The sequence below is a fragment of the Nocardia noduli genome (genome assembly GCF_019038455.1).
Classification (GTDB): Bacteria; Actinomycetota; Actinomycetes; order Mycobacteriales; family Mycobacteriaceae; genus Nocardia; species Nocardia noduli.
This window is the reverse complement of the sequence record NZ_JAFMPL010000045.1, coordinates 1-25906: the sequence shown is the minus strand read 5'-3', so window position 1 is coordinate 25906 and position 25906 is coordinate 1. Positions and strand designations below refer to the sequence as shown.

Here is a 25906-nt window from a genome sequence, read left to right as displayed (position 1 = left end):
ACATCCGACCGGCTCGGGCGGGAGGCGGATCGAGCGATACGTCACCAGAAGTTAGCTGGCCCGGGGCGGTGTGGCGCGCGGTTACGGAGTGGTACTCCGGGAAACGGTGGGCGGCAGTCGGCGACATTTGCCTGTGACCCGGATTCCACTTCAGTAACGCTCGCGGCTCCTACCACGACGTCCCTGGTGACACATGGCCCTTCGGGGGGGCCTGTCCGTTCACCTGTCGATCATCGTGGAATGGGGATGAGGGCATGTCTCTTCGTGAATTCTTCGCGCGGCACCGGATCGCTTCGGCGGTAGCCGCGCCCGCCGTCCTGGGTATCGCGGCGCTCGTCGCGGGATCTTTGGCGCTGACGTCGTCGCCGCATACCGCGGATCCCCGGCTCACGACGTCGGTCACCGAATGCCGGGACATGGTCACCATCTCGGTCGCCGGGCGTAACGACTCACCGGACGAGGCGACCACTCGGATGCTGGTCGACGCGAATGGGAACGCGCTGCCCGCCGCGATGTCGGGTGACTACCACAGCGAATGGGTCGACCCGGTTGTCAACGCACCGGCGGGCGCCGTCGACCCGGACGCCTACTCGGCCGTCTACATCGCGTATCCGGCGAATATGGACAGCTACGAAGACGCCGTGAACACCGGCGTCGCCAATACCCAGCAGGTCATGCGGGAGATCGCGCAGGCCTGCCCCGACACGCGGTTCTCCATCGTCGGCTACAGCGAGGGCGCCGATGTCGTGCGCCGGGTGGCGATGGAGATCGGGCATCAGGAGCCCGGCGCGGACGGCGAGTACGGCATCGTCGATCCGGCCGATGTGGTCGGTGTCGTCATCCTGGCCGACGCGGGTCGTTCGGCCGGAGACGGACCGTTCCCCGGTGCCGAGGACCCGTACGCCAACCCCGACGGCTTCGACCAGAAGTACCAGAACGGCAAGAACACGGCTCCCGGAAAGGGGGCGCTGCCGGGGACGAGCGGTGATTTCGGTGCCCTGAACGGCAAGATCGCGTCCTTCTGCTCCGAAGGCGACCTCACCTGCGCCGCGCCGGAGAACATCTCCCTGCTGCAATTGGTGGTCAACGTCGGCCGCCAGATCAATGTCGACGCACTCGAGCGCGAGGGGCTGACCCCGGCAACCGGACAGGACGTCGCGGTGACGCTGGGCAAGATCGCCCTGGCCGCGTTCGCCGATATCCAGTCGCAGAAGAACTGGATGCAGAGCGACGAGACCTTCCTCGAGGTCCTGCTGCGGGTGTCGGATCCGGAGTACAAGCCCGGTACGGCGCCGAAGACCCCGGCGAAGGCGGACACGATCGCCTCCGATCAGATGTCGCCGCTGGCCTACCTGCCGCAGAAGGTGCTCAACGAGATCATCGGTCTCATCGTGACGAACCAGAACACCATTCCGGTCATCATGAGCGACCCGTATCAGCTGACGCTCGGACCGAATCACACCGGTCATCACTTCGACTACTGGGATGACGCCGACGCCGCCGCGGGCAAGCCGCTGACCTCCGCCGAGTACGCGGCAGCCTGGCTGACGCATCTGGCCAAGCAGGCGCAGGCGGGCGAGCCGGTCGATACGAAGGCCAAGCCGCAGGAAGCCGATGTGGCCGCCGTGTACAAGGCGGTGGAGGAGACGAAGGCGAAGCCGACGAGTACCACCACGTCCAAGCCGACGACCACTACCAAGACAACGGGCGCCGAGGCGGCGAAGTCGAAGACCGGCGGTGAGTCGAAGACCACCACGTCGACGACAACCACGCCGCCCAGCACGACGACACCTCCGACCACGACACCGTCGACCACGACGACCACAACCACCGCGCCGACGACCACGAATCCGCAGACGACCACGGACCCGCCCGCCGCGCCGGCGGAGACGTCGACGACAACCCAGCAGGAGGCCGCACCGCAGGCCAGGAATTCCGTCGCGGCACCGCCCGCGGCGATGGCTCCGGTCGAAACTCCCGCACCGGCGCCCGCGCACGCCGCGCCCGCCGCGACTGAGCCGTCCGCGACCGGAACCGGCACCAGCCCGACCGGCACGACAACCGAATCCACGACCCCGACCACCACGGGCTCGCGGTAGCGAGTTCGACCGGATGCCCCGGATACCTCCCGCCAGAGGTATCCGGGGCATCCGCATGTCGGCGGGGTCCCGATACCGTTGCCACGCATAGAATTCGACGACGACCACGGAACCACCGAGCGCAACGGAGTGCCCATGAGCAACAGCGTCGAGATCGGCGCCGCCTACGACGACATCGCCGACCTGTACGTCGAAGTGGTCGAAGGTCAGCTCGCGGCACAACCCCTCGATCGGGCGATGCTCGACACCTTCTCGGAGTTGTTGCGCGCCAACGAATCCGGGCCCGTACTCGAAGTCGGTTGCGGGGCGGGACGGATCACCGACTATCTGTCGGGGCGCGGACTGGACATCAGCGGAATCGACGTGTCCGCCCGGATGATCGCCTATGCCAGAGGCCGCTACCCGGGCCTGCGATTCGACGAGGGTTCCATGGAGCGGCTCGACTTCGGCGACGGGGCGCTCGCGGGCCTGGTCGCCTGGTATTCGATCATCCACCTGCCACCGGATCGGGTGCCCGACGTGTTATCGGAGTTCTATCGGGTACTCCGTCCTAAAGGGCACGCGCTGCTGGCCTTCCAGGCGATCGAGACCTCGGTCGCGGTGGAGGCCTTCGACCACCGGGTGGCGCTCTCCTATCGCTGGTCGCCTCCGCGACTTGCCGAGGTGTTGCGCGACATCGGATTCACCGAGGTGTGCCGAATGGTGCGACAACCGGAACCGGACGAACGTGGCGCGCAGGGATACCTGCTGGTCACGAGGGATCATTGATTCGACCGGCACCCGCACCCAAGTGCGGGTACGTTTGGTCTGTCACACCGATTCGGGGTTGTGCGTACCCACCCGACAATGTGGTCGATCCATCATTCGAAGCTCACCGCTGTCGTCAGGGGGCGTCCACATATGGAGTTCGTTTCGCCGATCGATGCATTGTTCCTCCTCGCCGAATCTCGCGAGCACCCCATGCACGTGGGTGGTCTCATGTTGTTCGAGCCACCGGAGGACGCCGGACCCGATTACGTCCGGCGAACCCACGAGCGGATCCTGCGGGAGACCTCGTTCCATCCGACCTTCCGCAAACGCCCCGCCACCTGGCTCGGCGCGCCCCAGATCGGATGGACGCAGGAATCCGATATCGAGCTGGGCTATCACGTGCGCCGCGCCGCGCTACCCCGGCCGGGTGGGCAACAACAGTTGCTCGACCTGGCGTCACGGTTGCACAGCACGCTGCTCGACCGTCATCGCCCGCTCTGGGAGATGCACGTGATCGAGGGTTTCGGCGACGGCCGCTTCGCCCTCTACACGAAGATGCATCACGCCCTGATCGACGGCGTCTCCGGGCAGCGTCTGATGCGGCGCATCATGACCGAGGACGCGACCGCCCGTGACCTCCTGGTCCCGTGGAATCTGCCGCGCACCCATCCGAGGAACGCCGACGAACCTTCCGGTTCGGCGTTCGGCTCGGCCGCGCGCAATCTCCTGTCCGCGGCGGGATCGGTCCCGGCGCTGGCCCGCACCGCGCGGGACGCGCTGCTGCGTCAGCAGCTGACCATGCCGTTCTCCGCGCCGCGCACCATGTTCAACGTCCCCATCGGCGGGGCGCGGCGGGTCGTGGTCAGGTCGTGGCCGCTGGAACGGGTCAAGCAGGTGGCCAAATCCACCGGCTCGACCGTCAACGATGTCGTGCTCGCGATGTCGGCGGGCGCGCTGCGCGGATTCCTCAGGGAACGAGAGGCGTTGCCGGACAAACCGATGATCGCGATGGTCCCGGTATCGCTGCGCGACGAGGACGACAACGAGGCCGGCGGTAACAAGATCTGCGCCATTCTGTGCAATCTGGCCACCGATCTCGCCGATCCGTTCGACCGGCTGGAGGCGATCAAGGATTCGATGCATCGCAACAAGGAGGTGTATCGGGCCTTGTCGAACACCCAGGCGATGGCCCTGTCGGCGTTGACGCTGAGTCCATTCGCGATGTCGCTGCTGCCCGCGCTCAACTCGGTGGCCAACCCGGCGTTCAATATCGTCATCTCGAATGTGTCCGGCGCGCGCGAACCCCTCTATTGGAACGGCGCCCGGCTCGACGCGGGCTACCCGATGTCGATTCCGCTGGACGGGCAGGCCGCCAACATCACGCTCACCACCAACGGCGCGAATCTGGACTTCGGCATCGTCGGTTGCCGTCGCAGCGTGCCGCATCTGGACCGGATCCTGATCCACCTGGACAACGCGCTGACCGAGCTGGAGGAGTCGCACTAGCCTCGACGACACGCGGACGCTACCGGAACGAGCCGACTCGCCCCGTGGGGAAGAAGTTCTTTTCCGGCAAAACTAGAACGTGTTACTGTCAAATTATGGTGCACCACCCAGTCGAATGGACCGCTGCCGCGCCATGGCGATACCCGCGGTACGCGGGCTATTCGACTGTTCCGGTCGACCACGTGTGTCGTCGCGCCGGAACACGGCGGGGCATCTATGTAACTCGTTCTATAGCGTCCTCGGTCCGCGGCCAGCGGCTGCGGAGCCAGTAAGGGAGACCAGCACCCATGCGTACCGAAATCTGCGACCGGCTGGGGATCGAGTTCCCCATCTTCGCCTTCACCCACTGCCGCGACGTCGCGGCCGCGGTCAGCAATGCCGGCGGAATCGGCGTACTCGGCGCGGTCGGATTCACCGCCGAGCAGCTGGAAGTCGAGCTGAGCTGGCTCGATGAGCACGTGCACGGCGTCTACGGCGTCGACCTGGTCATCCCGTCGAAGTACGAGGGCAAGGGCATCGACGGGCTCAACCCCGAGGAGCTGGAAGCCAAACTGGCCGAACTGGTTCCGCAGGGCCACCGCGATTTCGCCGAGAAGATTCTCGCCGATCACGGTGTGCCGAAACTGCCCGCCGAAGAACACCACAACCAGTTGCTCGGCTGGACCGCCACCACGGTCGCCCCGCAGATCGAGGTGATCCTGCGCCACCCGAAGGCCAAACTGGTCGCCAACGCGCTCGGCACCCCGCCGACCGAGGTGATCTCGCAGATCCAGGACTCGGGCCGACTCATCGGCGCGCTGTGCGGATCGGTGAAACACGCGCTCAATCACAAGAACGCGGGTCTGGACTTCGTCGTCTGCCAGGGCACCGAGGGCGGCGGACACACCGGTGAGGTCTCCTCGCTGGTGCTCTGGCCCCAGGTGATCGACGCCGTCGGCGACCTGCCGGTGCTCGCGGCGGGCGGTATCGGCAACGGCCGCCAGATCGCCGCAGCCCTGGCGATGGGCGCGGCGGGCGCGTGGACCGGCTCGGTGTGGCTGACCGTGGAGGAGGCCAATGTGCCGCCCGCGCAGATGCAGAGCTACATCGACGCCACCAGCAACGACACCGTGCGCTCGCGCGCGTGGACCGGCAAACCGGCCCGCATGCTCAAGAACGACTGGACCGAGGCCTGGGAACAGCCGGAGAACCCGAGCCCGCTGCCGATGCCGTTGCAGATGATGGTGGCCCTCGACGGCGTCAAGCGCGGACACCGCTACCCCGAGGCCGCCAAGGATGTGAACTTCAATCCGGTCGGTCAGGTGGTCGGCATGTTGAACAAGGTCGAACGTTCCGCCGACGTCGTCGCGCGGCTGATCGAGGAATACGTCGAATCCTGCGAGCGTCTCAACAAACTCAACGGGGCTTGAGCGGCCATTCCGGCCACCTCGGATGCTCGCGTTCGAGGATCGGATCGGTGATACCGCCCCAGCAGGCCAGTCGCGCGGTATCCCAGCCCGCCAACTCCGAGCCCGACACGTAGACCGACTGGAGGAATTCCAGCGCCGCGCCGACCGGATCGTCGGCGCGGCGGAGGTCGTCGTAGTCGAAGTAGGCCGAATGGCTCGACCCGGCGGCGACCCAGCGCGCCCCGGGCGGCAGCGGACGATCGGCCAGCCCTTCGGGTTCCGGCGCGACATACGAATACAGCGTCGGGGCGGGCACTTTCGCGTCGCCGAACCAGAATCCCGCGCTGATCTCCTCGCGCGAATAGGCCTCGCGGGTCACCGAATCCAGGGTCTCGGGCAGGTCGATATGCCGGTCCGAGAACCGCTGGACCGCGAGATCGAAACTGTGCCAGAAGAATTGGACCGGGCTGATCTTGCCGGAATAGTTGGCGCTGAACTCCTCCAGTATCCGCCCGACCCGGACCAGGACCGTATGCGCGCGTCGCACCTGGTCGGGGTCGTAGTGGGCGTGCTCGGTGTCCTCGGCGAAGGGCCGCCCGACATCGGGGAGGTCGAACGGATGCGGATGGGGCAGAACCACTTCCACGCCCAGTTCGGCGAGGCCGTCCATGACGGCGGTGTAGAAACTCGCGACGGACCGGTCGGGGAGTTCGATCTCCACCTCGGTGCCCCTGTCGTCGGCGATCCGCAGCACGTGATCGAAGAAATCGAACGCGCAGGTGAACACGGGACCGCCGCGGGCGTCACCGAGCGGGACGGTGCTCAACCCGCGCGCGGTCAGCCGGTAGGTGATATGCCACCAGTGGTTGCGGCGGATACCCGTCGCGAGGGCGACCTTGCCGACGATCTGCGTGAACCGGTGCAGCGTCTCCTTGGCGGGGCGCCACGACTCGTAGGGCAGGGCGGGCAGCAGCTCGGCGGAGTCGGTCATACCGCAACGGTACGTTCGGCCGAGCGGGTGTGCCAGGAGTTAGCCAGATGTGTCGCGCACGTGGAACGCGCGGCTCGGACAGTGGTCGCTGAGGGCCTCAGGCCGTCGCCGCGTGCGTTTGCTCGACCGGTTCGGCCACGAGCAGATCCTCGAATTTCGCGACGACCTTCTCGTGGTACATCCCGAACAGATCCTCGAACAGCGCCAATTGCGCGTCCGACGGGCCCGAACCGGATTCCCACACGGCGACCAGCGCGCGCCAGACCAGCACGTGCAGATCGGCGGCGCCCGCGAAGAACGCCTGGACCGCCTCCGGCACCTCGAGCACCATCTCGCCGATGGAGTTGAGGATGGCCCGTTGCATGCTCATGCCGAGCGAGGTCAGCAATGTGCGGACCAGGACCACCTCGATGGCCAGGATCTGCTGGTAATCGGGGACCTCGCGCCGGGCCAGCGATTCCAGTTGATCGATGGCGGATTTCAACTCGACCGGATCGATGTCCTGCGCGCTCGCGGTGTAGGCGAGCAGGGCGTCCATCACGATGCCGCGCTCGACCTCGACGATGTCGCGGAACATATCGATGGCGACGTCGGGCATCGGGACCGAGAAGCGGAACAGATGCCGGTACACGTCGATTCCACCCGCTTCGCGGACGTCACGAATGGTGAAACCCTTGCCACGGCGGGCTTCGACGAAACCGTACGATTCGAGCCTGCCGAGCGTCAGTTGCGCGGTGGCCCGGTTCATATCGAATTCCTCGGCCACCTGACGGACCGACGGCATCAGTTCACCGGGCTGATATTCCCCCGCGGTAACCCGGCGTGCCAATTCATCGGCAACGTCGGCGACTACCGTTCGGGAACCCATCAATGCCACCTTTCGGCTCTGGCTGCACGTCCCAGACAGTCTAGGACGCGCGAGGTCGGACCGCATCTATGTAACACTGATCCGCGCACGATGTGAGGTGATTCATGACCATTGGACGGGGAATCGATCGACCGGGCGAGATATCGACCGGTACCGGCACCCGCGTTTCCACGACGGAAACGGCCGCCGCGCTCCCGGTCGGCCGGGTGGTCCGCAATGCCAGAATCGCATCGATTCCGGTGGCCTTCGCAGGTAGAAGGGCGATCGGCTACGGAAAGCGCGCGCTCGGCCGTTCGGCCGCGGAAGTGAATCGCGACATCAGGTCGCGGACCGCGCAGCATATTTTCGAAGTTCTCGGCGAACTCAAAGGCTGCGCGACGAAATTCGGTCAGCTCCTCGCCATCTACGAACTCGCGCTGCCGTCGGAGCTGGCCGAGCCGTACCGGATCGCGCTGGGCGGGCTCCAGGACTCCGCACCGGCGATGCTGCCGTCAACGGTGCGCGAGGTGCTGGCCGAGCAGTTGGGCCGGGACTGGCGAACGAATTTCCTCGAGTTCGACGAGCGCCGGGCCGCCGCCGCGTCCATCGGGCAGGTGCACCGGGCCGTGTGGCACGACGGCAGAGAAGTCGCGGTCAAGATCATGTATCCCGGCGCCCGCGAATCGGTGCTCGGCGATCTCGACCAGTTACGCCGCATGTCGGCTCTGCTCGGGGTATTCGTACCCGGCGCCGATGTCGCGGCGCTCACCGATTCGGTGCGCGCGGGCATTCTCCGGGAACTCGACTACGCCGCCGAAGCCGCCAGTCAGCGCGCGTTCGCGGACGCCTACCGTGACGATCCGGAATTCCGGGTCCCGGACGTGGTGGCCCAGCGGGGCGATGTCGTCATCTCCGAATGGCTCGACGGCACCCCGGTGCCGCACATCATCGCCTCGGGTTCGCAGGCCGAACGCGATCGAGTCGGCATGGCGATGGTGCGATTCGTGCTCGACGGTTGCACGCGCACCGATCTGCTCTACTGCGACCCGCATCCCGGCAATTTCCGGGTGCTGCCCGACGGCAGACTCGGCGTCGTGGATTTCGGCGCGTGCTGCCGATGGCCACCCGCCGGTTTCGACGGTCTGGCGCTGGACTACTGCCGTGCCGTGTTCGAAGGTGGGCCGACGGATCTGGAAGCGGCGAGTAGGCGGCACGGATTCGTCACCGACGATCGCAGTTTCGATGTGGACGCGCTGTTCGCGGCGGTCCTGCCGTGCAGTGAACCGCTGCGGCACAAGACCTTTCAGCTGACCTCACCCTGGTTGCGCAGGCAGGTGGTGCGCGCGACCCGGCCCCGGCTGTCGAATGTGGCCAGACAGTGCACGATCCCGGTGCCTTTCACCCCGTTCGCGCGATCCTCGCTGACGATCATCGGCGCGCTGGCGCAACTCGGCACCGAAGGCGCCTACCGCGAGGAGATCGTGCGGTCGCTTCCGGTGCTGGCCGAGGTCTTCGACCGGCTGGACCAGCAGGATCCCCGGCCCGTCGATCTCGCCGCGGCCCGTGAACGACGGACGCGACGGATCACGGCGAGCTAAACGTCTGAGACAGATTCGGGCGAATTCCAGCCGGACAGCCACTCGCGCCACCGCGGCTCGACCAGTTCGGCGAGCACGTCGTATCCGCCCTCCCCCGGATGTGCGCCATCTCCCGCGCGCACCTCGCGCATCCACGCCGGGTTCTCGCGCAGAGCGTGATGAATCCGCACGTAGGGCACGGCGGCCGACGCGCAGATCTCGGCGAAACGCTCGTCGAGTGCGGCACTGCGCGCGTTGTGGTCCTGGTCGGCGACCGGCGGCGGCGCGACGGCGAGTACCCGCCAGCCACGTGCCGCGGCCTGGCGCAGCATCCGCGCCAACGACTCCGCGGACCTCGCGGGATCAACGCGCGGGCCATCGCCTTCCCAGGAGGTGTCGTTGACCCCGAACGACAGCACGACTCCGGCGTCGGTCCCCGACGGCAGACGCTGGTCGCACTCCCCCAGCCAGCGTTCGGCGATCTCGACCGAGGTCTGGCGGCGGACGCCGAGGTTGTAGAGCGTCGGCGCGAAACCGTCGGCATGGGCCGAGGCGCCGAGGCGGCCGACCCAACCGAGGCAGCGGGGGTCGCCCACCCCGGCGACGAAGGAATCACCGACACAGCAGATACGAAGATCACGAAGCACACCGTGATCCTGTCAGTCCGCGCCGGCGACGAACGGTCGACGGGGTCGATACCGGACAGCCGAATTCAATAGGATCACCGTGTTCGTCCGGGAGGGAGTTTGCTGTGACAGGGGTAATGACGAGCCGGGCGCAGACGCCGCCCGCGTGGTTCACGGAATTGTTCGCGCATCGGCGTTGGATCCGCCGAACCGGGCCCTTTCCGCATATCTACGCCCGCGATATCTTCGTCGCCGACTTCTACCAGCGACTCGTCGACGATTACGCGCGCGTGCGAGCCGAGCGAATCGACCGATTCCATCGCGTGACCGGCCACGGTGACGCCACCGCGCTCGGATTATCCGAATTGCGGGACGGCCCGCTCGCCCTATTCGCCACGAGGGAATGGCACGACCTGATCGCCGGGGTGACCGGGGTGGCGGCCACCGGCGATATCGACGGTTCGGTACGCCACCACGCGCCGGGCAGTCCGGCCGGGACACCGGACAACGGACTCGCTCCCGTGCTGTTCGCCGAACCCCCGCCCGGCCCCGCCGAGGTCCGCCTGCCCGGCGAGGCGGGCACGCGGGAGACCGTGCGGGCGGTGGCGGTGCTGTTCCACCTGGGTAATCCGGACTGGCGCACCGGTGACGGCGGCGAGATCACGCTCCGGGCCGATAGCGGCGGCGATTCCACCGCACCCGCGCTCACGATTCCGCCGCTGGACAATTCGATGGTGATCTTCGAATGCACGCCGCGCTCGTGGCACCACTTCGCGGGCGGCAACACCGCAGATCGCGGCAGCGTGGTGATGTGGTTGCACCGACCGAGACACGAGGCGGAGTCGCGATGGGGAGCGGGGCGCCTCGACCAGCGCTGATGACCGGCGCGGTGTTCCGTCGGTCGCGGTTCAGCCCGGTATCGAGACGCCGGTGAGCCGTTCCGACATCGCCCAGAGACGTTGCGCGAGATCGGTGTCGAGGGCCTGTTCGTTGCGCGGCTCCTCCTCCTTGAAACGGTGGAAATAGCGACCGTTGATGGCGTCGGTGTCCGTCGTTGTCACCAGGTGCACCAGCGGGCCCGCGCCCTTCTCCGGGCGGATGAAGAACGGGCGGGCCAGCGGCGAACGCACGAACGCGCCGACACCGAACGGGATGTTGTCGTAGACATTGGTGGCGACGGCGCCGGGGTGGAACGCGGCGGTGACCAGTCCTGTGCCCTCCGTGCGACGCGCCAATTCGCGGGTGAACAGGATGTTCGCGAGTTTGGACGCGCTGTAGGCGCCGAGCATGCCGAACGATCCGGTCGTGGCGTTGGCGATTTCCGGATCCAGTTTCGCCGAGCGGTAGGTCATGCTCGAGGTGTTGATCACCCGCGGCTTCGGCGCCAGAGACAGGCGCTCGAACAGCAGACCGGTCAGCAGGAACGGGGCGAGATGGTTGACCTGGAAGGTCAGTTCGTTGCCGTCGACGGTCGCGGTGCGTTTCGGCCACGAGCCACCCGCGTTGTTGGCGAGGACGTCGATGCGCGGGTATCGGCTCAGCAACCGCTCGGCGAGGGAACGTACGTCGTCGAGTCGGCCGAAATCGGCGAGAAAGGCTTCCGCGCCCACCGCCGCTGCCACCTCCCGAGTGCGTTCGGGCGAGCGGCCGACCACCGCGACCGTCGCACCGCGCGCCGCCAGTTTCGCGGCGGCCTCGGCGCCGATACCGGAACTCGCGCCGGTCACCACGATGGTGCTGCCTGCCAGATCCCGCTCGTGCTCTGCCATGGTCTCCCTCGCTCGTCCGGTCCGCCATAGATCGTTATCGGCGCCGACGATTTCGGCAAGGCCGTGGGTCGCCGGACGGTTGCCGACCGGCCCGCCCTGCCCCGCCGCCGTTGTCTCTGGCAGGCTGATCACCGCCCGAAACGGCACTCGCGGCGTCGCACCACGGCGGCGTGTTGGGCCGATCGGACACGGTGACCTGCTGCATACTCACCGAACGCGCGACGCGGGTGGCCGGTGAAGCTCCAACTCGATCCGAAAGTGCCGATACGACATGCGAGTCGACGGGCGGGACATCCCGGTCACGGGCAGCCTGCTACAACCGCTGATCCGGCGGACCACTGACATCGTCCGTGTCGTCATCGCGGCGCTGTGGCTGGCCGTCGTCATCGCCGCGTCCGTCATCACCCGGCCGGAATGGCTGGCACTGGAGCGCTCGGTCTCCGATATCGTCGGCTTCCTCACCCCCGATCAGTCCAATCTCGTCTACCTGGTCTACGGCGTCCTGATCCTGATCCTGCCCTTCGCGATCCTGATCGAACTCGTCATCGGCAGGCAGTGGAAACTCCTCGCCGGATACGCGGCGGCCGGATTGACCGCGGGCCTGCTGCTCTCCATCACCGGGACCGGTCTGTCCGCGCCGAAATGGCATCTCCAGGTGCCGGACCGCCTCGACACCTTCCTCTCCCAATTCCTCGACGATCCGCGCTGGATCGCGATGCTCGCCGCGGTGCTCACCGTCTCCAGCCCCTGGCTGCCGACCAAACCGCGGCGCTGGCTGTGGTTCCTGCTGCTCGCGTTCGCGCCGATGCACCTGGTGGTCAGCACCGTGGTTCCCGCGCGCGCGATGCTCGGGCTCTCGGTCGGCTGGCTGGTCGGCGCGCTCATCGTCTGGGTGGTCGGCACGCCCGCGCTGGAGGTTCCGCTCGACGCGGCCGTGCGGATGCTGGCCCGGCGCGGGCACACGGTGAACGGTTTCACCGTGGTGCGCCCGGCGGGCCCGGGCCCGTTGACGCTGGCCGCCGCCGTGACGGGGCCGGAGCGGGAACTGATGATCGAGTTGTACGGCAAGAACCAGCGCAGTTGGAGCGCGCTGCGCATGCTGTGGCGCTGGTTGACGTTCCGCAGCAGCGAGACCGCGGCGCTGCACGGGTCGATGCACCGGGCGGTCGAACACCGCGCCCTGATGACCATCGCCGCCGACGACCTGGGCCTGTCGAGTCAGACCGCCGTCGGCGTCGCCGCGCTCGACCGAGGCTGGATGCTGTACGCGCACACGACCCCGCGCGGCACGACCATCGCCGAACTGCCCGAATCGGTGCTGCCCGGGGTGTGGACGGCGTTGGATCTGCTGCACAGGGGCCAGATCTCACACGGCGATCTGCGTCCGGCCGAGGTCAGGATCGATGACGGCGCCACGCTGTTCGGCGGATTCGGCAGTGCCGAATTCGGCGCCTCCGACACCCAGATGCAGTCCGATATCGCGCAACTGCTGGTCTCGACGACGGCGATCTACGGTAAGGAACCGGCCGTGCGGGCCGCGATCGAGGCGCTCGGCGAACAGACCATCCTGCTGGCCTCGCGTCGGCTGACCAAGAACGCCATGCCGTCGGGTATCCGCAAATCGGTCTCCGGCGGCGGCTCGGTGGTCGCCAAGGCCCGCGAGGAGGTCCGCAAGCAGACCGGGCAGGACAAGATCGAGGCCGATCAGATCACCCGGTTCTCCCGTAACCAGATCATCCAGTTGGTGCTGTTGATCGGCCTGGTCTACGTCGCCTACCCCTTCATCAGCGCGGTTCCGACCTTCTTCACCCAGCTCAAGACCGCGAACTGGTGGTGGGCGCTGCTCGGGCTCGGCGTGTCCGCGCTGACCTATATCGGCGCGGCGGCGGCGCTGTGGGCGTGCGCCTCCGGACTGGTCAAATTCACGAATCTGGTGATCATGCAGATCGCCAACACCTTCGCCGCGACCACCACACCGGCCAGGGTGGGCGGACTCGCGCTGAGCGTGCGTTTCCTACAGAAGGGCGGCCTCGGGGCGGTACGGGCGACGGCCGCGGTGGCGTTGCAGCAGGCGGTGCAGATCATCACCCACCTGAGCCTGCTCGTGCTGTTCAGCGTCGTGGCGGGAACTTCGGCGAACCTGTCGCATTTCGTGCCGGACGTGATGGTGATCTACCTGGCGGCGGGTGTCGCGGTCGGCATCATCGGCACGTTCATGTTCGTGCCGAAACTGCGGCACTGGCTCAACAATTCGGTGCGGCCGCAATTGCAGGAGGTACTCGGCGAACTCGGTCACCTGGCCCGGGATCCTCGACGCTTCTTCATCATCGTGCTCGGCTGCGCCGCGATCACCCTCGGTCAGGCGGGTGCGCTGTGGGCCAGTATCGAAGCCTTCGGCGGCGGCACGAATTTCGTGACGGTCACCATCGTCACCATGATCGGCGGCACGCTGGCCTCGGCCGCGCCGACGCCGGGCGGTGTCGGCGCGGTGGAGGCCGCGCTCATCGGCGGATTGGCCGCGTTCGGGGTGCCCGCGACGATCGCGGTCCCCTCGGTCCTGCTCTACCGGGTGCTGACCTGCTGGCTCCCGGTGTTCTGCGGGTGGTTCACCATGCGGTGGATGACCTCGAAGAACATGATCTGAGCCGGATATACGAACGACGCCGGACAGCGACGCGTCCTGAACTCGGTCAGGCGGTGACGATGTCGGCGAGCCTGGCGGTGATCAATTCCTCGGCCTCCGACACCATGCGTTCGATGAGTTCGGCGCAGCCGGGGATGTCGTGGATCAGGCCCTGGGCCAGGCCCGCCGACCAGATTCCCGCGTCGAGATCGCCTTCCTCGAAGACGCGGCGGCCACGCGCGCCCGCCACGAGTTCGCGGACGTCCTCGAATTTTCCTCCGGCCTTCTCGATTTCGACGACCTTGCGGCTGATCTCGTTATCCGCGACGCGAGCGGTATTGCGCATGGTGCGGAAGATCAGCTGGGTGTCGAGTTCGCTGTTGGCGACGATCTGTTCCTTGACCTTCTGGTCGATGGCCGATTCGCGGGTGCACAGGAAACGGGTGCCCATATTGACGCCGTCCGCGCCGAGCGCGAGCGCCGCGACCAGCCCGCGGGCGTCGGCTATACCGCCCGAGGCGATCATCGGGATGTCGAGGACGCGCGCGGCGGCGGGGATGAGGATCAGGCCGGGGATATCGTCCTCGCCCGGGTGACCCGCGCATTCGAATCCGTCGATGCTGACGCCGTCGACGCCGACGTGCTGGGCCTTGAGCGCGTGCCGCACGCTGGTGCATTTGTGCAGCACCTTGATACCGGCGTCGTGGTAGTACGGCAGGTACGGCTCGGGGTTGGACCCGGCGGTCTCCACGATCTTCACACCGCTGTCGATGATCGCCCGAACGTATTCGACGTACGGCGGCGGATTGATCGACGGCAGGATGGTGACGTTGACGCCGAACGGTTTGTCGGTCAGCTCCCTTGTCCTGGCGATCTCGTTGCGCAGTTCGTCGGGGGTTGGCTGGGTGAGAGCGGTGATGAAGCCGAGTCCGCCCGCGTTCGCGACGGCCGCGACGAGTTCGGCCCGGCCGACCCACATCATGCCGCCCTGCACGATGGGGTGCTCCACCCCGAAGGTCTCGGTGAACCTGGTCCGCAGCATCGCGCTACTCCTCTATTCCGGGTGGGCGTCGTTCCCGCCCCTGCCGGGTCGATCGTGACACGGGGTCGACCGGCAGACAACCCACAAGTGAGCCGGGATTCGCACACATGATCTCCTGACGTAGGGTTCTCCTCCATGTAGATCGGGTTCGGACATCTGTAAATCAGCAGATCGAAGCATATTTATCGACCTCGATGGCATCGCGAGACGATTAACGATCATTCTTCTCTCGATCGCTTGCCGCTGCTGTAAGTTAGTTGTTATTCTCGTCTCAGTTCAGCCCGTCGATGCCGTCGGTCCCACCGGCGTGGGTCACGGTCCCCTCCGCGACTGCTCGCAGTTCGCGACACCGCACAGCCAAGGAGTTCGCGGCATGACCACTGGTGCACAAGCACTCGACGAACCGATCCGTTCGCGGCGCAACCACTGGAACAACCAGCTCGCGGCGCACGCGCAGATGCGTCCCGAAGAGGTCGCCGTGCGGTTCCGCGGTGTGGACACCACCTGGAAACAGCTGCACGAACGCTCGCTGAAATTCGCCGACGCCCTCGCCCGACGCGGTGTCGGCTTCGGCGACCGGGTGCTGATCCTGGCGCTGAACTACCCGGAATACTTGGAAACCGTCTTCGGCATCAACGCGCTCGGCGCCATCGCGGTGCCGGTCAACTTCCGGCTCACCCCGCCCGAGGTGGCCTATATCGTCAGCGACAGCGGCGCGAAGGCGATCGTCACCGATACGGTGTTGGCGCCACTGGCCGCCGCCGTCGCGGCGCAGTCCCCCGCGTTGGAGACCCGCGTGGTCATCGGTGGCACGTCCGGTGACGGTGTCGTCGGATTCGACGACGCGCTGGCCGAGGCGGGCGCGCCGCACACCCCGCTCGACATCCCCGAGGACACCCCGAGCCTGATCATGTACACCTCGGGCACCACGGGCAGCCCCAAGGGCGCGGTGCTCTCGTACGCGAATATGAACGCCCAGGCGCTCACCTGTATCCGCGCGCTCGCCATCGAACCGGAATCGGTGGGCTTCTGCACCTCCCCGCTGTTCCACATCGCCGGACTCGGCAGTCTCGCACCGTATTTCATGCTCGGCGCGAAAACCGTCCTGCATCCGCTCGGCGCGTTCGACGCCACCGAATTCCTGGACGCGCTGGAGGCCGAGCAGGCGACGACGGCCTTCTGCGTGCCCGCGCAATGGCAGCTGATCTGCGCCGATCCGACCGTCACGGATCGCAAGCTCGCCCTCGAGGCGCTGAGTTGGGGCGCCGCGCCCGCCTCCGACACGGTGCTGCGCGCCATGGCCGAAGCCTTCCCGACCGCGTTCAATGTCGCGGTCTTCGGCCAGACCGAGATGTCGCCGATCACCTGCGTCCTCGAGGGCAAGGACGCGATCCGCAAACTCGGCTCGGTCGGCAAACCCATCCCGACCATCCAGGCCCGCATCGTCGACGACGAGATGAACGATGTCGCCCCCGGCGAGATCGGCGAGATCGTCTATCGCGGACCGACTCTCATGCAGGGCTACTGGAACAAGCCGGAAGCCACGGCGGAGGCGTTCGCGGGCGGCTGGTTCCATTCCGGCGACCTGGTGCGCCAGGACGAGGAAGGGTTCATCTACGTCGTCGACCGCAAGAAGGACATGATCATCTCCGGCGGCGAGAACATCTACTGCGCCGAGGTGGAGAACGTGCTCTTCGCCCACCCGCTGATCCGCGAGGCGGCCGTGGTCGGCCGGGCGCACGAGAAATGGGGCGAGGTGCCGGTCGCGGTGGTCGCGCTCGTCGATCCGGACGCCGAACTGACCATCACAGACCTCGAACCGTTCCTCAACGAGAACCTGGCGCGCTACAAGCACCCCAAAGAACTCGTCGTGGTCGCCGAACTGCCCCGCAATGCCAGCGGCAAGGTCGTGAAAGTTCAGCTGCGCAAGGATTATTCGTCCTGACCACACGCCCGATCCGTGACTGGGACACGGGATCGGGCACGCGGACGGCGCGGACGCGTCGGTATCACCGGAAGGTGGACCGAGGCGTCCGCGCCGTCGTGCTCAGCCGGTCGAGCGATCGGCCCCGGCCGTGGCGTCCCCGCGGACCAGATCCTCCAGGCCGGGCGCGACGAGAGCCTCCACCTGGCGATAGGCGTCGGGGGCCGCCAGCGGCGGGTCCGAATCGGCGATCATCCCGAGTAGCCCGACGATGCCCCAGGACAGGAAGTTGACCGGCGCGGACAGGACCTGCTCCTCGACATCGAAGGTGTCGGTCAAACGCTCGATGAGAATCTTGGCGACCATGCCGCGAGTGGCGCGCAGCAGAACCGCGTTGGCCTTGCGGCCGAGCAGAGCCCGGTACACCTCGGGGTTCTCGGCGGCCAGTTGGAACAGTGTGTAGACGGGAGCGAGCGGAGCCGAAAGCGGTGGCGCGAAAGGGTCATCCGGGTCGGGGCGCGCCGCCATGATGGTCGCGCGCAGATATTCGGTACTGCTGACCAGCAGCAGATCGTCCTTGTCGCGGAAGTGGGAGTAGAAGGTGGAGCGGCCGACATCGGCCCGGTCCAGGATGTCGCTGACCGAGATCCGCTCGTAGCCGCGCTCGATCATGAGCTCGATCAGGGCCTGGTGCAGAGCGTTTCTGGTCCGCCGGACACGGCGGTCGTTACCTTTGTTCATCGCGCTGATTCCGAGTACATGAGTCCTCCGGACAAAGCACGCGAAACCGTCCCGAACGGCACGGTTCCCGCCACTTTGCTCCTGGTCGAGCCGCTGATACACCCCCGATCATGAACACATGACCGGAAACAGACAACAGTTCGACAGCGTGACTTCGCGGACAGCGAACGAAATCGGCCTGCTGATCACCAAACCGCGTGGATATCGCCTCGTCAAATTCCTGTACCTGCTCGGGCGCGTAGGGGCCCTGAACACCGCGCTGATCAGGGAGAGCGGCGCGGGCCTCGGCGCGGACGTCCTCGATATCGGTTGCGGTCCCGGTGATCTCGTCCGCGCGATGGGCGAGCGTGTCGGGCCGGACGGATCGGCGACCGGGGTCGACCCGTCACCCAGGATGATCGAATACGCGACGGCGCGGTCGTCGGCCGGTTGTCGATTCGAGGTCCGCGCGGCGCAGGACATCACCGCGCCCGACGCCTCCTACGACCTGGTGACCTGCACGTTCGTCATGCACCACATACCCGAACAGCATCGCCGCGCAGCCATCGCCCACATGTATCGGGTGCTGCGCCCCGGCGGACGACTGCTACTCGCCGATACCTATCCGGGCGGACGCCTGAAGGCCGTGGTCGCGATCATGTCCCGCTTCGCCGCCGCGCGCGCCCACGACCACGCCGAGGATCCGGTGGCCGCCATCGACATACGCCGATACCGAGAGGATTTGCGGGACGCGGGTTTTCGCACCGTCGACTTCACCACGGTCGGCTCGTCCACCGCGATGTTGCTGGCCACCAAGTAGACCGAAATTCGGTCGACCGGCACAGGTCCGCCCTTCTACGCTGACCGGATCAGCAGGAGGGGGTCGTCAACATGTCGACATTACGAGTCACCGTCGAAGAATTGGTCGTCCATCCGCATCCGAACGCGGATCGACTCGAGTTGGCGCAGGTCGGTCTGTACCGCGCCGTCGTCGCCAAGGGAGCGTTCGTCTCCGGCGACCACGCGCTCTACATCCCCGAACAGGCGGTGCTGCCCGATCCGCTGATCGAGGAGATCGGGTTGAGCGGGAAACTGGCGGGCGCGCAACGCAACCGGGTGAAGACCGTGCGCCTGCGCGGGGAGGTCTCGCAGGGCATCGTCTGCGTACCGGCGGCCCTGGGCGAGGTCGACCTCGCGACGGCCGCGCTGGCCGGGACCGATTTCGCCGAGACACTCGGCATCACCAAATGGGTTCCGACGGTGCCGGTCTCGATGTCGGGGCAGGTCGAGGCCGCACCGGACCTACTGCGCTGGATCGATGTCGAGAACATCAAGCGGTACCCGGATATCTTCGAGGCGGGCGAACCCGTCGTCGCGACCGAGAAGATCCACGGCACCGCGTGCCTGTTCACCTACGTGCGTGACGGCGAGCGGACCTACGTGTCGTCCAAGGGTGTCGGCGGGCAGTCGTTGGCGCTGACACCGGCCGAGGGCAACCTGTACTGGCGCGCGGTCCACCGCTACGGACTCCTCGAGGCGGCGCGCGCGATCGCCGACGAATTCGGCCTGGCCAGGGTCGGATTCTTCGGTGAGGTGTACGGCGCGGGCGTCCAGGACCTGCACTACGGCGCGGCCGCCGACCGTGACGAGACCCTGGGCTACGCGCTGTTCGACGTCGCGGTCGATCCCGAGCCGGAACCGGTGCGCTGGCTCGGTCACGCCGAAATCGGCGCGGTCTGGACCGATCTCGGTCTGTCGGTGCCACGGGTGCCGGTGCTGTACGAAGGCCCCTACGACGCCGCGCGGCTCGTGGAACTGGCGGAGGGCAGGGAGACGGTCTCCGGATCGGAAACCGGTATCCGCGAAGGGCTGGTGGTACGCCCGGCGACCGAACGACGCTCGGACGTCCTCGGCGGTCGTGCCATCGGCAAGATCGTCTCCGACGGCTACCTGCTGCGCGACGGGGGCACCGAATACGAGTGAACCACCCGCGCCGCCGCGAAAGGGGCAGGCGGACAGCCTGAAACGCATTCCTCTTCCACCCCGCGATTACGGCATAATCGCGGGGGTACCGCTCCCGGGCTTCTCGGCCCGAGCGAGGCGGAGAGGGAGGACACGATGGGGTCCGGTCTGCCGGATGGGCGCGATGGTGGCAACGGTCGGGAGCAGGGTCGGCGCACGACTCTGCTATCGGCCGCCGTCGCCGCCGTGGCCGACCTACTCGGGGTCGCTCCCGAGGCGGTCGCCACCGGTGTGCCGTTCAGCGACCTCGGGCTGAGTTCCACCCAGCTCGCCCGGCTGACGGCCGCGCTGGAGGACGCCACGGGTGTCGAGGTGTCGCTGACCGCCCTCTACGACCACCCCGACATCGAGCAGCTTGTCGAGCATCTCGCGACGCCATGACGGCCGCCGACACTCCCCTCCCGCCGCCGCACCCTCCGGTCTCCATCGTCGGGATGGGATGCCGAGTGCCCGGCGCGGACGGTCTCGACGAGTTCTGGGAACTGCTGCGCACCGGACGCGACGCCACCGGCGAACCGCCCGAGGGCCGATCGGTCACCCGGCACGCCGGCTATCTCAGCGATATCGACCGGTTCGACAACGACTGGTTCGCGATATCGGCCAGGGAAGCCGCGGTGATGGATCCGCAGCAGCGGCTGGCGCTGGAAGTCGCGATCGAGGCGATCGACGACGCGGGCATCGGCTATCGCACGCGCGGTCGCGGTGCCGCGGTGGTGTTCGGCGCCTGCGGATTCGACCACGGCGTCACGGTGCTCGGCTCCGCCGGACACGACGCGCCGTACGCGGTCACCGGTTCGGCGCTCAGCATCATCGCCAATCGGCTGTCCTACGTGCTCGACCTGCGCGGACCGAGCCTGGTCGTGGACAGCGCCTGTTCGTCCTCGCTGGCCGCGGTGGATATCGCGCTGCGACTGCTCGCCGACGAGACGGTGCCGTTCGCGATCGTCGGCGGGGTCAACCTGACATTGCTGCCCTACACCTCGGACTACCTCGCCGAGAGCGGATTCCTGGCCGAGGACGGCCGGTGCAAACCGTTCGACGCGGCGGCCGACGGTTACACCCGCAGCGACGGTTGCGGGGTGATCGTGCTGCGGCGCACCGCCGACGCGCGGCGCGCGGGCGATCGGATCTACGCCGAGATCGCCGGTGCCGCCGTCGGTTCCGACGGTCGCTCCAACGGTCTGTACGCACCCAACGGCCGGGCCCAGCAGGACACCATCCGCACCGCGTGGTCGCGGGCCGGACTCGATCCGCGCTCCGCGGGCTACATCGAATGTCACGGCACCGGCACCGCGCTCGGCGACGCGGTGGAGGTCGGGGCGCTCGCCGCGGTCCTCGCTACCGACGAGCCCGACCCGGCGCCGATCCGGATCGGCTCGCTGAAATCGAACCTCGGCCATCTGGAGGCCGCCGCCGGGGTGACCGGCCTGATCAAGACCGCGCTGTCCATCCACCACGCGACGATCGCGCCGACCGTCCACTTCACCAACGAGAACGCGCTGTTGAAACTGGGCGAACGCGGGCTGGAGGTGCCGACCGAACCGGTCGACTGGAGCGCGACGCCGCGCGCCGAACGTCACGCGGGGGTGAGTTCTTTCGGATTCGGCGGGACCAACGCGCACGTGGTCCTGCGCGGGGTCGCGCAGACTCCCGGCCGCCGGGACAGCGGCGGACCGTTGGTCATTCCGGTGACCGGGCGCGATATCGCCGAAATTCGTTCGCGGGCGGAGGATCTGCTCGCTCGTCTCGAGGTGGGTCGGGACGGATCGACCGACGACGGTGCTGACGTCGCGCATCCGGTTCGATCCGCGAAGGCCACGGTGTATGCCTTTGCTGCCGACACCACTACCTCCTCTGACAGCGCCGGTGCCGAAATCTTCGATCCAGCAGTTGCCGGGACCGACACCGCCGCCTCAACGGCTAACCTCGGCACCACCCCCGACGCTACTGCTACCAACGCGGCTGCGCGTATCACCGCTGCCGGCGCCAACGTCATCAAGGCCGCTGCCGCCGCATTGATCGCTACCAACGCCTCCAACGTCGCCGCGAAATCCATCGGCACCGCCAGGACTACCCGCGCCGCCGCTACCGGTGGCGACGACACGAACGCCGCTGCCACCGACACGAACGCCGCGAACAGCATCGCCGCTTCCTCCGCTACGGCGGGTGCCCACGTCGGTGCCGTTGCCTCCGCTGGTGCCGTTGCCTCCGCTGGTGCCGGTCCATCCGCCGGTGCCAGTGGAACGGGTGGTGCCGATAGCGCGCGAGTTACGAACAGCGCCGCCTACGCGGGCGGTGACAGCGACGAAGGCGGTCGCACCGCCGATGGCAGTGGCAGTGCCGGTCCCCCAGACAGCGCGAGCCGCGCAGACAGCACCGATGGCACAGACCGTTCCGGCGGAACAGGGCGCACGGGCGGCACCTACAGTGCAAGCGGTGCGGGCAACGCCATCGGTGCGGGCAGGGGCAGTGCTGGTGGCGAAGCCGGTTCCGATGGCGGTGGCAGCGTCGGCAGCGCAGGCGATGCTGGTGGTGTAGGCAGCTCCGGTCGCGAAGTCGGCCCCGACGACGCGGGCCGTTCCCGCGGTGCAGGCGGTACCAGGGGAACAGGCGGTATCGGTGGGGGCGGGGGCGGTTCCGATGGTGGCCCCGACACCGGCACGTGGTCGACGCTGCACCGGGTCGCCGTGTCCGCGGCGCGGGCACTGCCGGAGACCACCCGGGCTGTGGTCACGGCACATGACATCGACCAGGCGCGTGAGCGGTTGCACGCCTTGGCCTCGGGCGATTCGAGTCCAGGCCTCATCGGGCCGAGTTCGGCGCGGCGGCGCGGCGGTGTGCTGTTCCTGTTCTCAGGTCAGGGTGGGCAGCACCCGAGGATGGGTAGGTCGCTGGCGGCGCGCTGGCCGGTTTTCGCGCGGGCGGTGACGGCGGCGACGGATGCGGTCGCGGCGGCGGGCGGTCCTCGGGTGTGGACCCCGCGGCACGGATTCGCGCTCGGTGACGAGGCGACCGAATTCGTTCAGCCCGCGCTGTTCGCCTACCAGGTCGCGTTGGCGGAACTGTTCGCCTCCTGGGGTGTCCGGCCGGACGGGGTGGTCGGGCACAGTCTCGGTGAGATCGCCGGTGCGGTCAGCGGGGGCGCGTTATCGCTGGCGGACGGCGCGAATATCGCGGTGCGGCGCAGCAGGGCGCTCGGTGCGCTCGACGGTCAGGGCGCGATGGCCCTGCTCGAAGCCGCACCGGAGGAGGCGGCGCAATTGGTGGAACCCGTGCGGGCGTCGGTGGGTATCGCCGCGATCAACGGTCCACGTTCGGTGGTGATCTCCGGGGTGCCGCGCTACGTCGACACCGTGGTGCGCCGGGCCAAACGTCGCGATATGTTCGCCCAGCGTATCGCCGTCGATTTCGCCGCGCACAGTCCCCAGGTCGCGCCGGTACTGCCCGAATTCGTCGAGGCGCTCGCCGGACTCGCCCCGCGCGCACCGCACACCAGGCTCTATTCGACCGCGCGGCGCGGCACGGTGGTCGACTCAGCGTCGCTGACCGCCGACTACTGGGCCGACAATATCAGCGGGACAGTCGAACTCGGCGCGGCACTGGAACGGGCGGCGGCCGACGGGTTCACGAGCGTGGTGGAGATCTCGCCCCATCCGGTCCTGGTCTCATCGGTGCGGGAATACCGGGCGTTCCGCGATTCGGCCTATCCGGGAGCTACGCGCGAGGACGAGGCCGAGGCCTTCCTCGAGACCATCGCCCGGCTGCATACCGAGGGACGCGCGGTGAACTGGTCGGCACTCGGTCCTTTCACCGGCCCGGAGTATCGACGTCGTTGGCAGCGACGGCGATTCGCACCGATCGCTCGGATCGATCGGCCCGCGGCAATACCCGAATTCGTCCCGGACGCGCTGGACGATCACGTGGTGCTCGGTGTCGCGACAGTCCCCGCGGTGTACTGGCTGCGCAGGTTGTCGCACCTGGCCGGATCCGAATCCGCCACCATGCTGGCAGATTTCGTCGTCGACGAATTGACCGAACTTAGCGCGCTGCCCCGGATCGCCTACCACGCGGACGATTCGACGGGCACACTGCGCGTCTCGGCCGACGGCGCGGTTCCGGTGGCGTCCGCACGGCCGGATGGGCATCCCTCGCCCGCGGATATCGTCGCGTGGATGCGTCTGGCCGACGCCAATCGCGCGGTGCGTCACCAGATGCACGGCCTGGAAGCGGGCTACTTCTATGCCCAATTGCGCGGCAGAGCATTGGAATACGGTCCGAGATTCCGCCCGTTGCGCCGGATCGCGACCGGAAGCGGCCGGGCCCTCGGCACCTTCGAGGACGCCGAACCGCACAGCACCGCCACCCTGGACGGTTGTCTGCACCTGTTGGCCGCCGCCTGCTACGACGACCTGCCCGACGAGGCGGTCCCCCTGCCGATCGGCATCGAATCAGCCTGGGTCTCCGCCGAATCCGATCGCGTTGTGGTCGAGGGACACGCGTTGATCAGGGAGTATTCCGAGAGCGGTCTGGTCGGCGATATCGTCGCCACCGATCAGCACGGAGCGCCGGTACTGGCGCTGTGCGGGGTGCGTATCCGGTTCGCCGATCACCTGTCCCGCGTGCCCGCCGCCGAACAGTCCGCGCACGGTCCCGCTGTCGCCTTCCGCCAGGAGACCTGGCATCCGCTGCATCCCGAGGCGATCGGACGCCCGAACGCCGACGTGCGACCACGTCATGTGCGGCGCGCCTTGGTCGTGGGCGAATCCGCGCTCGCGACCCGGCTGGCACGCACGCTGGAGACGATCGTGCCGACCGAACGCGCGGCCCGTGAACCCGACGCCGCCGCGGCGGTGGTCGCCTCGGCGCTACTGCGTCGCGCGAGCGCCGAACGCACGGCGGTGGTGCTGGTGTGGCCGGAAGAGCCCGGAACACAGCGGGATTCGATCGCCGCCGTCGGACGGGTGCTGGGTCTGCTCCAGCACCTGCAATCCCACGACGCCACCGCGTCACTGACGGTGGTACTTCCGCTCGGCTGCTCCCCGTCCGCGCACGCGACGGCCGGGCTGATCCGATCGCTGCAACTCGAATCCGGGCGCACGATCCGGCTGGTGTGGACCGACCACGATCCCGAGAACACGGCGGTGCTGGCCGGACTCGTCACCGCCGAACCGGAAGCCGGACTGCCCGAGGAGATCCGGCTGACCGGCGGTGACGCCGCCATCCGACGCTTCACCGTCGCGACCGCCGACACCGCGCCGCCCGCGATCGACCCGCACGGAACCTACGTGGTGACCGGCGGTCTCGGCGCGCTCGGCGCGATGGCGGTGCGCTGGCTGCTCGACGCGGGCGCGCACGACGTGGTGGTGCTGACCAGATCACCCCGGCCGGTGCCCACGGTGCTGGACGGTTTCGAGGAGCGGATCGTCGTGGTCCGCTGCGACGCGACCGACCGCAGCGATCTGTCCAACGCCCTGAGCGATATCCGGGAATGCGGTTCGACCATCCGCGGTGTCGTGCACGCCGCAGGCACCCTCGAGGACGCGGTTTTCGACCATATCGGTGCGGACCAGCTGGCACGGATGGCAGCGCCGAAGATCGGCGCCGCCGCCGATCTCCTCGAGCTGACCGCGGGTGATCCGATCGATTTCGTCCTGCTGTTCTCCTCGGCGACCGGTGCGCTCGGCGCGCCGGGCCAGGCCGCCTACGCGGCGGCCAACGCGGGTATGGACGCGCTGGCCGCGTCGGTGCCGCAGCGTCGGGTCATCAGTATCGGCTGGGGTACGTGGGCATCGGGGCTGGCCGAGGCGGCGGGCGGCGCGATCCATCTGCGCCGCGCCGGGATCGCGGCACTGGATCCGGCGCGCGGCGCGGAAATGCTCGGTCGCGCGCTGCGGCACACCGGGCCCTATCTGCTCGCCGTCGACTACGCGCCGACCTCCGACCGGGCCCCGGTGGCGAACCGGCTGCGCACACTGCTGGCGCCGGGACGTGACCTGCGGAATTCCCCGGCGCGTCCCCACCC

At 67.9% G+C, this 25906-nt stretch carries 18 protein-coding genes; 12 read left to right on the top strand and 6 right to left on the bottom strand.

Annotated elements, in window-relative coordinates; translation table 11 throughout:
• Positions 1-254: 254 nt before the first annotated feature.
• The 4 genes from JZ792_RS22735 to JZ792_RS22720 all read left to right on the top strand — a co-directional run bounded on the left by JZ792_RS22735 (position 255) and on the right by JZ792_RS22720 (position 5764).
• Positions 255-2099, top strand: coding sequence for a cutinase family protein (locus JZ792_RS22735; RefSeq protein WP_216913123.1), 1845 nt, complete (start codon positions 255-257; stop codon positions 2097-2099).
• 135 nt (positions 2100-2234) lie between these two features.
• Positions 2235-2867 carry a class I SAM-dependent methyltransferase gene (locus JZ792_RS22730; RefSeq protein ID WP_216913121.1) on the top strand — a complete coding sequence of 211 codons (633 nt, stop codon included), beginning with the start codon at positions 2235-2237 and terminating at the stop codon, positions 2865-2867.
• 132 nt (positions 2868-2999) lie between these two features.
• Complete coding sequence (locus JZ792_RS22725; protein WP_216913119.1) at positions 3000-4355, top strand: WS/DGAT/MGAT family O-acyltransferase; 1356 nt, start codon at positions 3000-3002, stop codon at positions 4353-4355.
• A 287-nt stretch (positions 4356-4642) separates the two neighbouring features.
• Positions 4643-5764, top strand: coding sequence for a nitronate monooxygenase (locus JZ792_RS22720; RefSeq protein ID WP_216913117.1), 1122 nt, complete (start codon positions 4643-4645; stop codon positions 5762-5764).
• On the opposite strand, the gene JZ792_RS22715 is transcribed toward JZ792_RS22720, so the two are convergent.
• The gene (locus JZ792_RS22715) at positions 5751-6734 is read right to left on the bottom strand and encodes a DUF5996 family protein (protein ID WP_216913115.1); all 984 of its coding nucleotides are present in this window, start codon (positions 6732-6734) and stop codon (positions 5751-5753) included. The two genes, JZ792_RS22720 and JZ792_RS22715, sit on opposite strands and share 14 nt — an antisense overlap.
• 97 nt (positions 6735-6831) lie before the next feature.
• Positions 6832-7602: a GntR family transcriptional regulator gene (locus JZ792_RS22710; protein ID WP_216913113.1), complete on the bottom strand. Its 771-nt coding sequence runs from the start codon at positions 7600-7602 to the stop codon at positions 6832-6834.
• A gap of 104 nt (positions 7603-7706) precedes the next feature.
• On the opposite strand from JZ792_RS22710, the gene JZ792_RS22705 reads away from it, so the two are divergent.
• Positions 7707-9179, top strand: a complete 1473-nt coding sequence (locus JZ792_RS22705) for an ABC1 kinase family protein (RefSeq protein ID WP_254190184.1) — start codon at positions 7707-7709, stop codon at positions 9177-9179.
• Here JZ792_RS22705 and JZ792_RS22700 read toward each other — a convergent pair.
• Entirely contained in the window at positions 9176-9805 is a 630-nt protein-coding gene (locus JZ792_RS22700; RefSeq protein ID WP_216913111.1) for a DUF459 domain-containing protein, read from the bottom strand. The two genes, JZ792_RS22705 and JZ792_RS22700, sit on opposite strands and share 4 nt — an antisense overlap.
• Before the next feature lie 104 nt (positions 9806-9909).
• Between JZ792_RS22700 and JZ792_RS22695 the strand changes: the two genes are divergently transcribed.
• Positions 9910-10662 carry a 2OG-Fe(II) oxygenase gene (locus JZ792_RS22695; protein ID WP_308165407.1) on the top strand — a complete coding sequence of 251 codons (753 nt, stop codon included), beginning with the start codon at positions 9910-9912 and terminating at the stop codon, positions 10660-10662.
• Between the two features lie 30 nt (positions 10663-10692).
• Here the strand turns inward: JZ792_RS22695 and JZ792_RS22690 are convergent, their stop codons facing one another.
• Complete coding sequence (locus tag JZ792_RS22690) at positions 10693-11685, bottom strand: SDR family NAD(P)-dependent oxidoreductase (RefSeq protein ID WP_308165406.1); 993 nt, start codon at positions 11683-11685, stop codon at positions 10693-10695.
• A gap of 139 nt (positions 11686-11824) precedes the next feature.
• Between JZ792_RS22690 and JZ792_RS22685 the strand changes: the two genes are divergently transcribed.
• Positions 11825-14197 carry a lysylphosphatidylglycerol synthase transmembrane domain-containing protein gene (locus tag JZ792_RS22685; RefSeq protein WP_216913109.1) on the top strand — a complete coding sequence of 791 codons (2373 nt, stop codon included), beginning with the start codon at positions 11825-11827 and terminating at the stop codon, positions 14195-14197.
• A gap of 46 nt (positions 14198-14243) precedes the next feature.
• Here the strand turns inward: JZ792_RS22685 and JZ792_RS22680 are convergent, their stop codons facing one another.
• A complete protein-coding gene (locus JZ792_RS22680) occupies positions 14244-15218 on the bottom strand; it encodes an NAD(P)H-dependent flavin oxidoreductase (protein WP_216913108.1) in 975 nt (324 codons plus the stop codon).
• A 373-nt stretch (positions 15219-15591) separates the two neighbouring features.
• Between JZ792_RS22680 and fadD5 the strand changes: the two genes are divergently transcribed.
• Complete coding sequence (fadD5, locus tag JZ792_RS22675) at positions 15592-17163, top strand: fatty-acid--CoA ligase FadD5 (protein ID WP_216913107.1); 1572 nt, start codon at positions 15592-15594, stop codon at positions 17161-17163.
• A 102-nt stretch (positions 17164-17265) separates the two neighbouring features.
• Here fadD5 and JZ792_RS22670 read toward each other — a convergent pair whose 3' ends face one another.
• Entirely contained in the window at positions 17266-17883 is a 618-nt protein-coding gene (locus tag JZ792_RS22670; protein ID WP_216913106.1) for a TetR/AcrR family transcriptional regulator, read from the bottom strand.
• A gap of 118 nt (positions 17884-18001) precedes the next feature.
• On the opposite strand from JZ792_RS22670, the gene JZ792_RS22665 reads away from it, so the two are divergent.
• The 4 genes from JZ792_RS22665 to JZ792_RS22650 all read left to right on the top strand — a co-directional run.
• On the top strand, positions 18002-18682 hold the full coding sequence (locus JZ792_RS22665; RefSeq protein ID WP_216913105.1) for a class I SAM-dependent methyltransferase: 681 nt from the start codon (positions 18002-18004) through the stop codon (positions 18680-18682).
• 71 nt (positions 18683-18753) lie between these two features.
• Positions 18754-19845 carry an RNA ligase (ATP) gene (locus JZ792_RS22660; RefSeq protein ID WP_216913104.1) on the top strand — a complete coding sequence of 364 codons (1092 nt, stop codon included), beginning with the start codon at positions 18754-18756 and terminating at the stop codon, positions 19843-19845.
• A 135-nt stretch (positions 19846-19980) separates the two neighbouring features.
• Positions 19981-20265 (top strand): acyl carrier protein, encoded by a 285-nt coding sequence (locus JZ792_RS22655; RefSeq protein ID WP_216913103.1) that lies wholly within the window; start codon positions 19981-19983, stop codon positions 20263-20265.
• Between the two features lie 65 nt (positions 20266-20330).
• On the top strand, positions 20331-25906 hold a 5576-nt coding region (locus JZ792_RS22650), incomplete at its 3' end, for a type I polyketide synthase (RefSeq protein WP_216913101.1).

Excerpts from the sequence above, each read along its gene's own strand:
- JZ792_RS22735 (WP_216913123.1), top strand. The coding sequence starts at position 255 with ATGTCTCTTCGTGAATTCTTCGCGCGGCACCGGATCGCTTCGGCGGTA.
- JZ792_RS22730 (WP_216913121.1), top strand. The coding sequence starts at position 2,235 with ATGAGCAACAGCGTCGAGATCGGCGCCGCCTACGACGACATCGCCGAC.
- JZ792_RS22725 (WP_216913119.1), top strand. The coding sequence starts at position 3,000 with ATGGAGTTCGTTTCGCCGATCGATGCATTGTTCCTCCTCGCCGAATCT.
- JZ792_RS22720 (WP_216913117.1), top strand. The coding sequence starts at position 4,643 with ATGCGTACCGAAATCTGCGACCGGCTGGGGATCGAGTTCCCCATCTTC.
- JZ792_RS22715 (WP_216913115.1), bottom strand. The coding sequence starts at position 6,734 with ATGACCGACTCCGCCGAGCTGCTGCCCGCCCTGCCCTACGAGTCGTGG.
- JZ792_RS22710 (WP_216913113.1), bottom strand. The coding sequence starts at position 7,602 with ATGGGTTCCCGAACGGTAGTCGCCGACGTTGCCGATGAATTGGCACGC.
- JZ792_RS22705 (WP_254190184.1), top strand. The coding sequence starts at position 7,707 with ATGACCATTGGACGGGGAATCGATCGACCGGGCGAGATATCGACCGGT.
- JZ792_RS22685 (WP_216913109.1), top strand. The coding sequence starts at position 11,825 with ATGCGAGTCGACGGGCGGGACATCCCGGTCACGGGCAGCCTGCTACAA.
- JZ792_RS22680 (WP_216913108.1), bottom strand. The coding sequence starts at position 15,218 with ATGCTGCGGACCAGGTTCACCGAGACCTTCGGGGTGGAGCACCCCATC.
- fadD5 (WP_216913107.1), top strand. The coding sequence starts at position 15,592 with ATGACCACTGGTGCACAAGCACTCGACGAACCGATCCGTTCGCGGCGC.
- JZ792_RS22670 (WP_216913106.1), bottom strand. The coding sequence starts at position 17,883 with ATGAACAAAGGTAACGACCGCCGTGTCCGGCGGACCAGAAACGCTCTG.
- JZ792_RS22665 (WP_216913105.1), top strand. The coding sequence starts at position 18,002 with ATGACCGGAAACAGACAACAGTTCGACAGCGTGACTTCGCGGACAGCG.
- JZ792_RS22660 (WP_216913104.1), top strand. The coding sequence starts at position 18,754 with ATGTCGACATTACGAGTCACCGTCGAAGAATTGGTCGTCCATCCGCAT.
- JZ792_RS22655 (WP_216913103.1), top strand. The coding sequence starts at position 19,981 with ATGGGGTCCGGTCTGCCGGATGGGCGCGATGGTGGCAACGGTCGGGAG.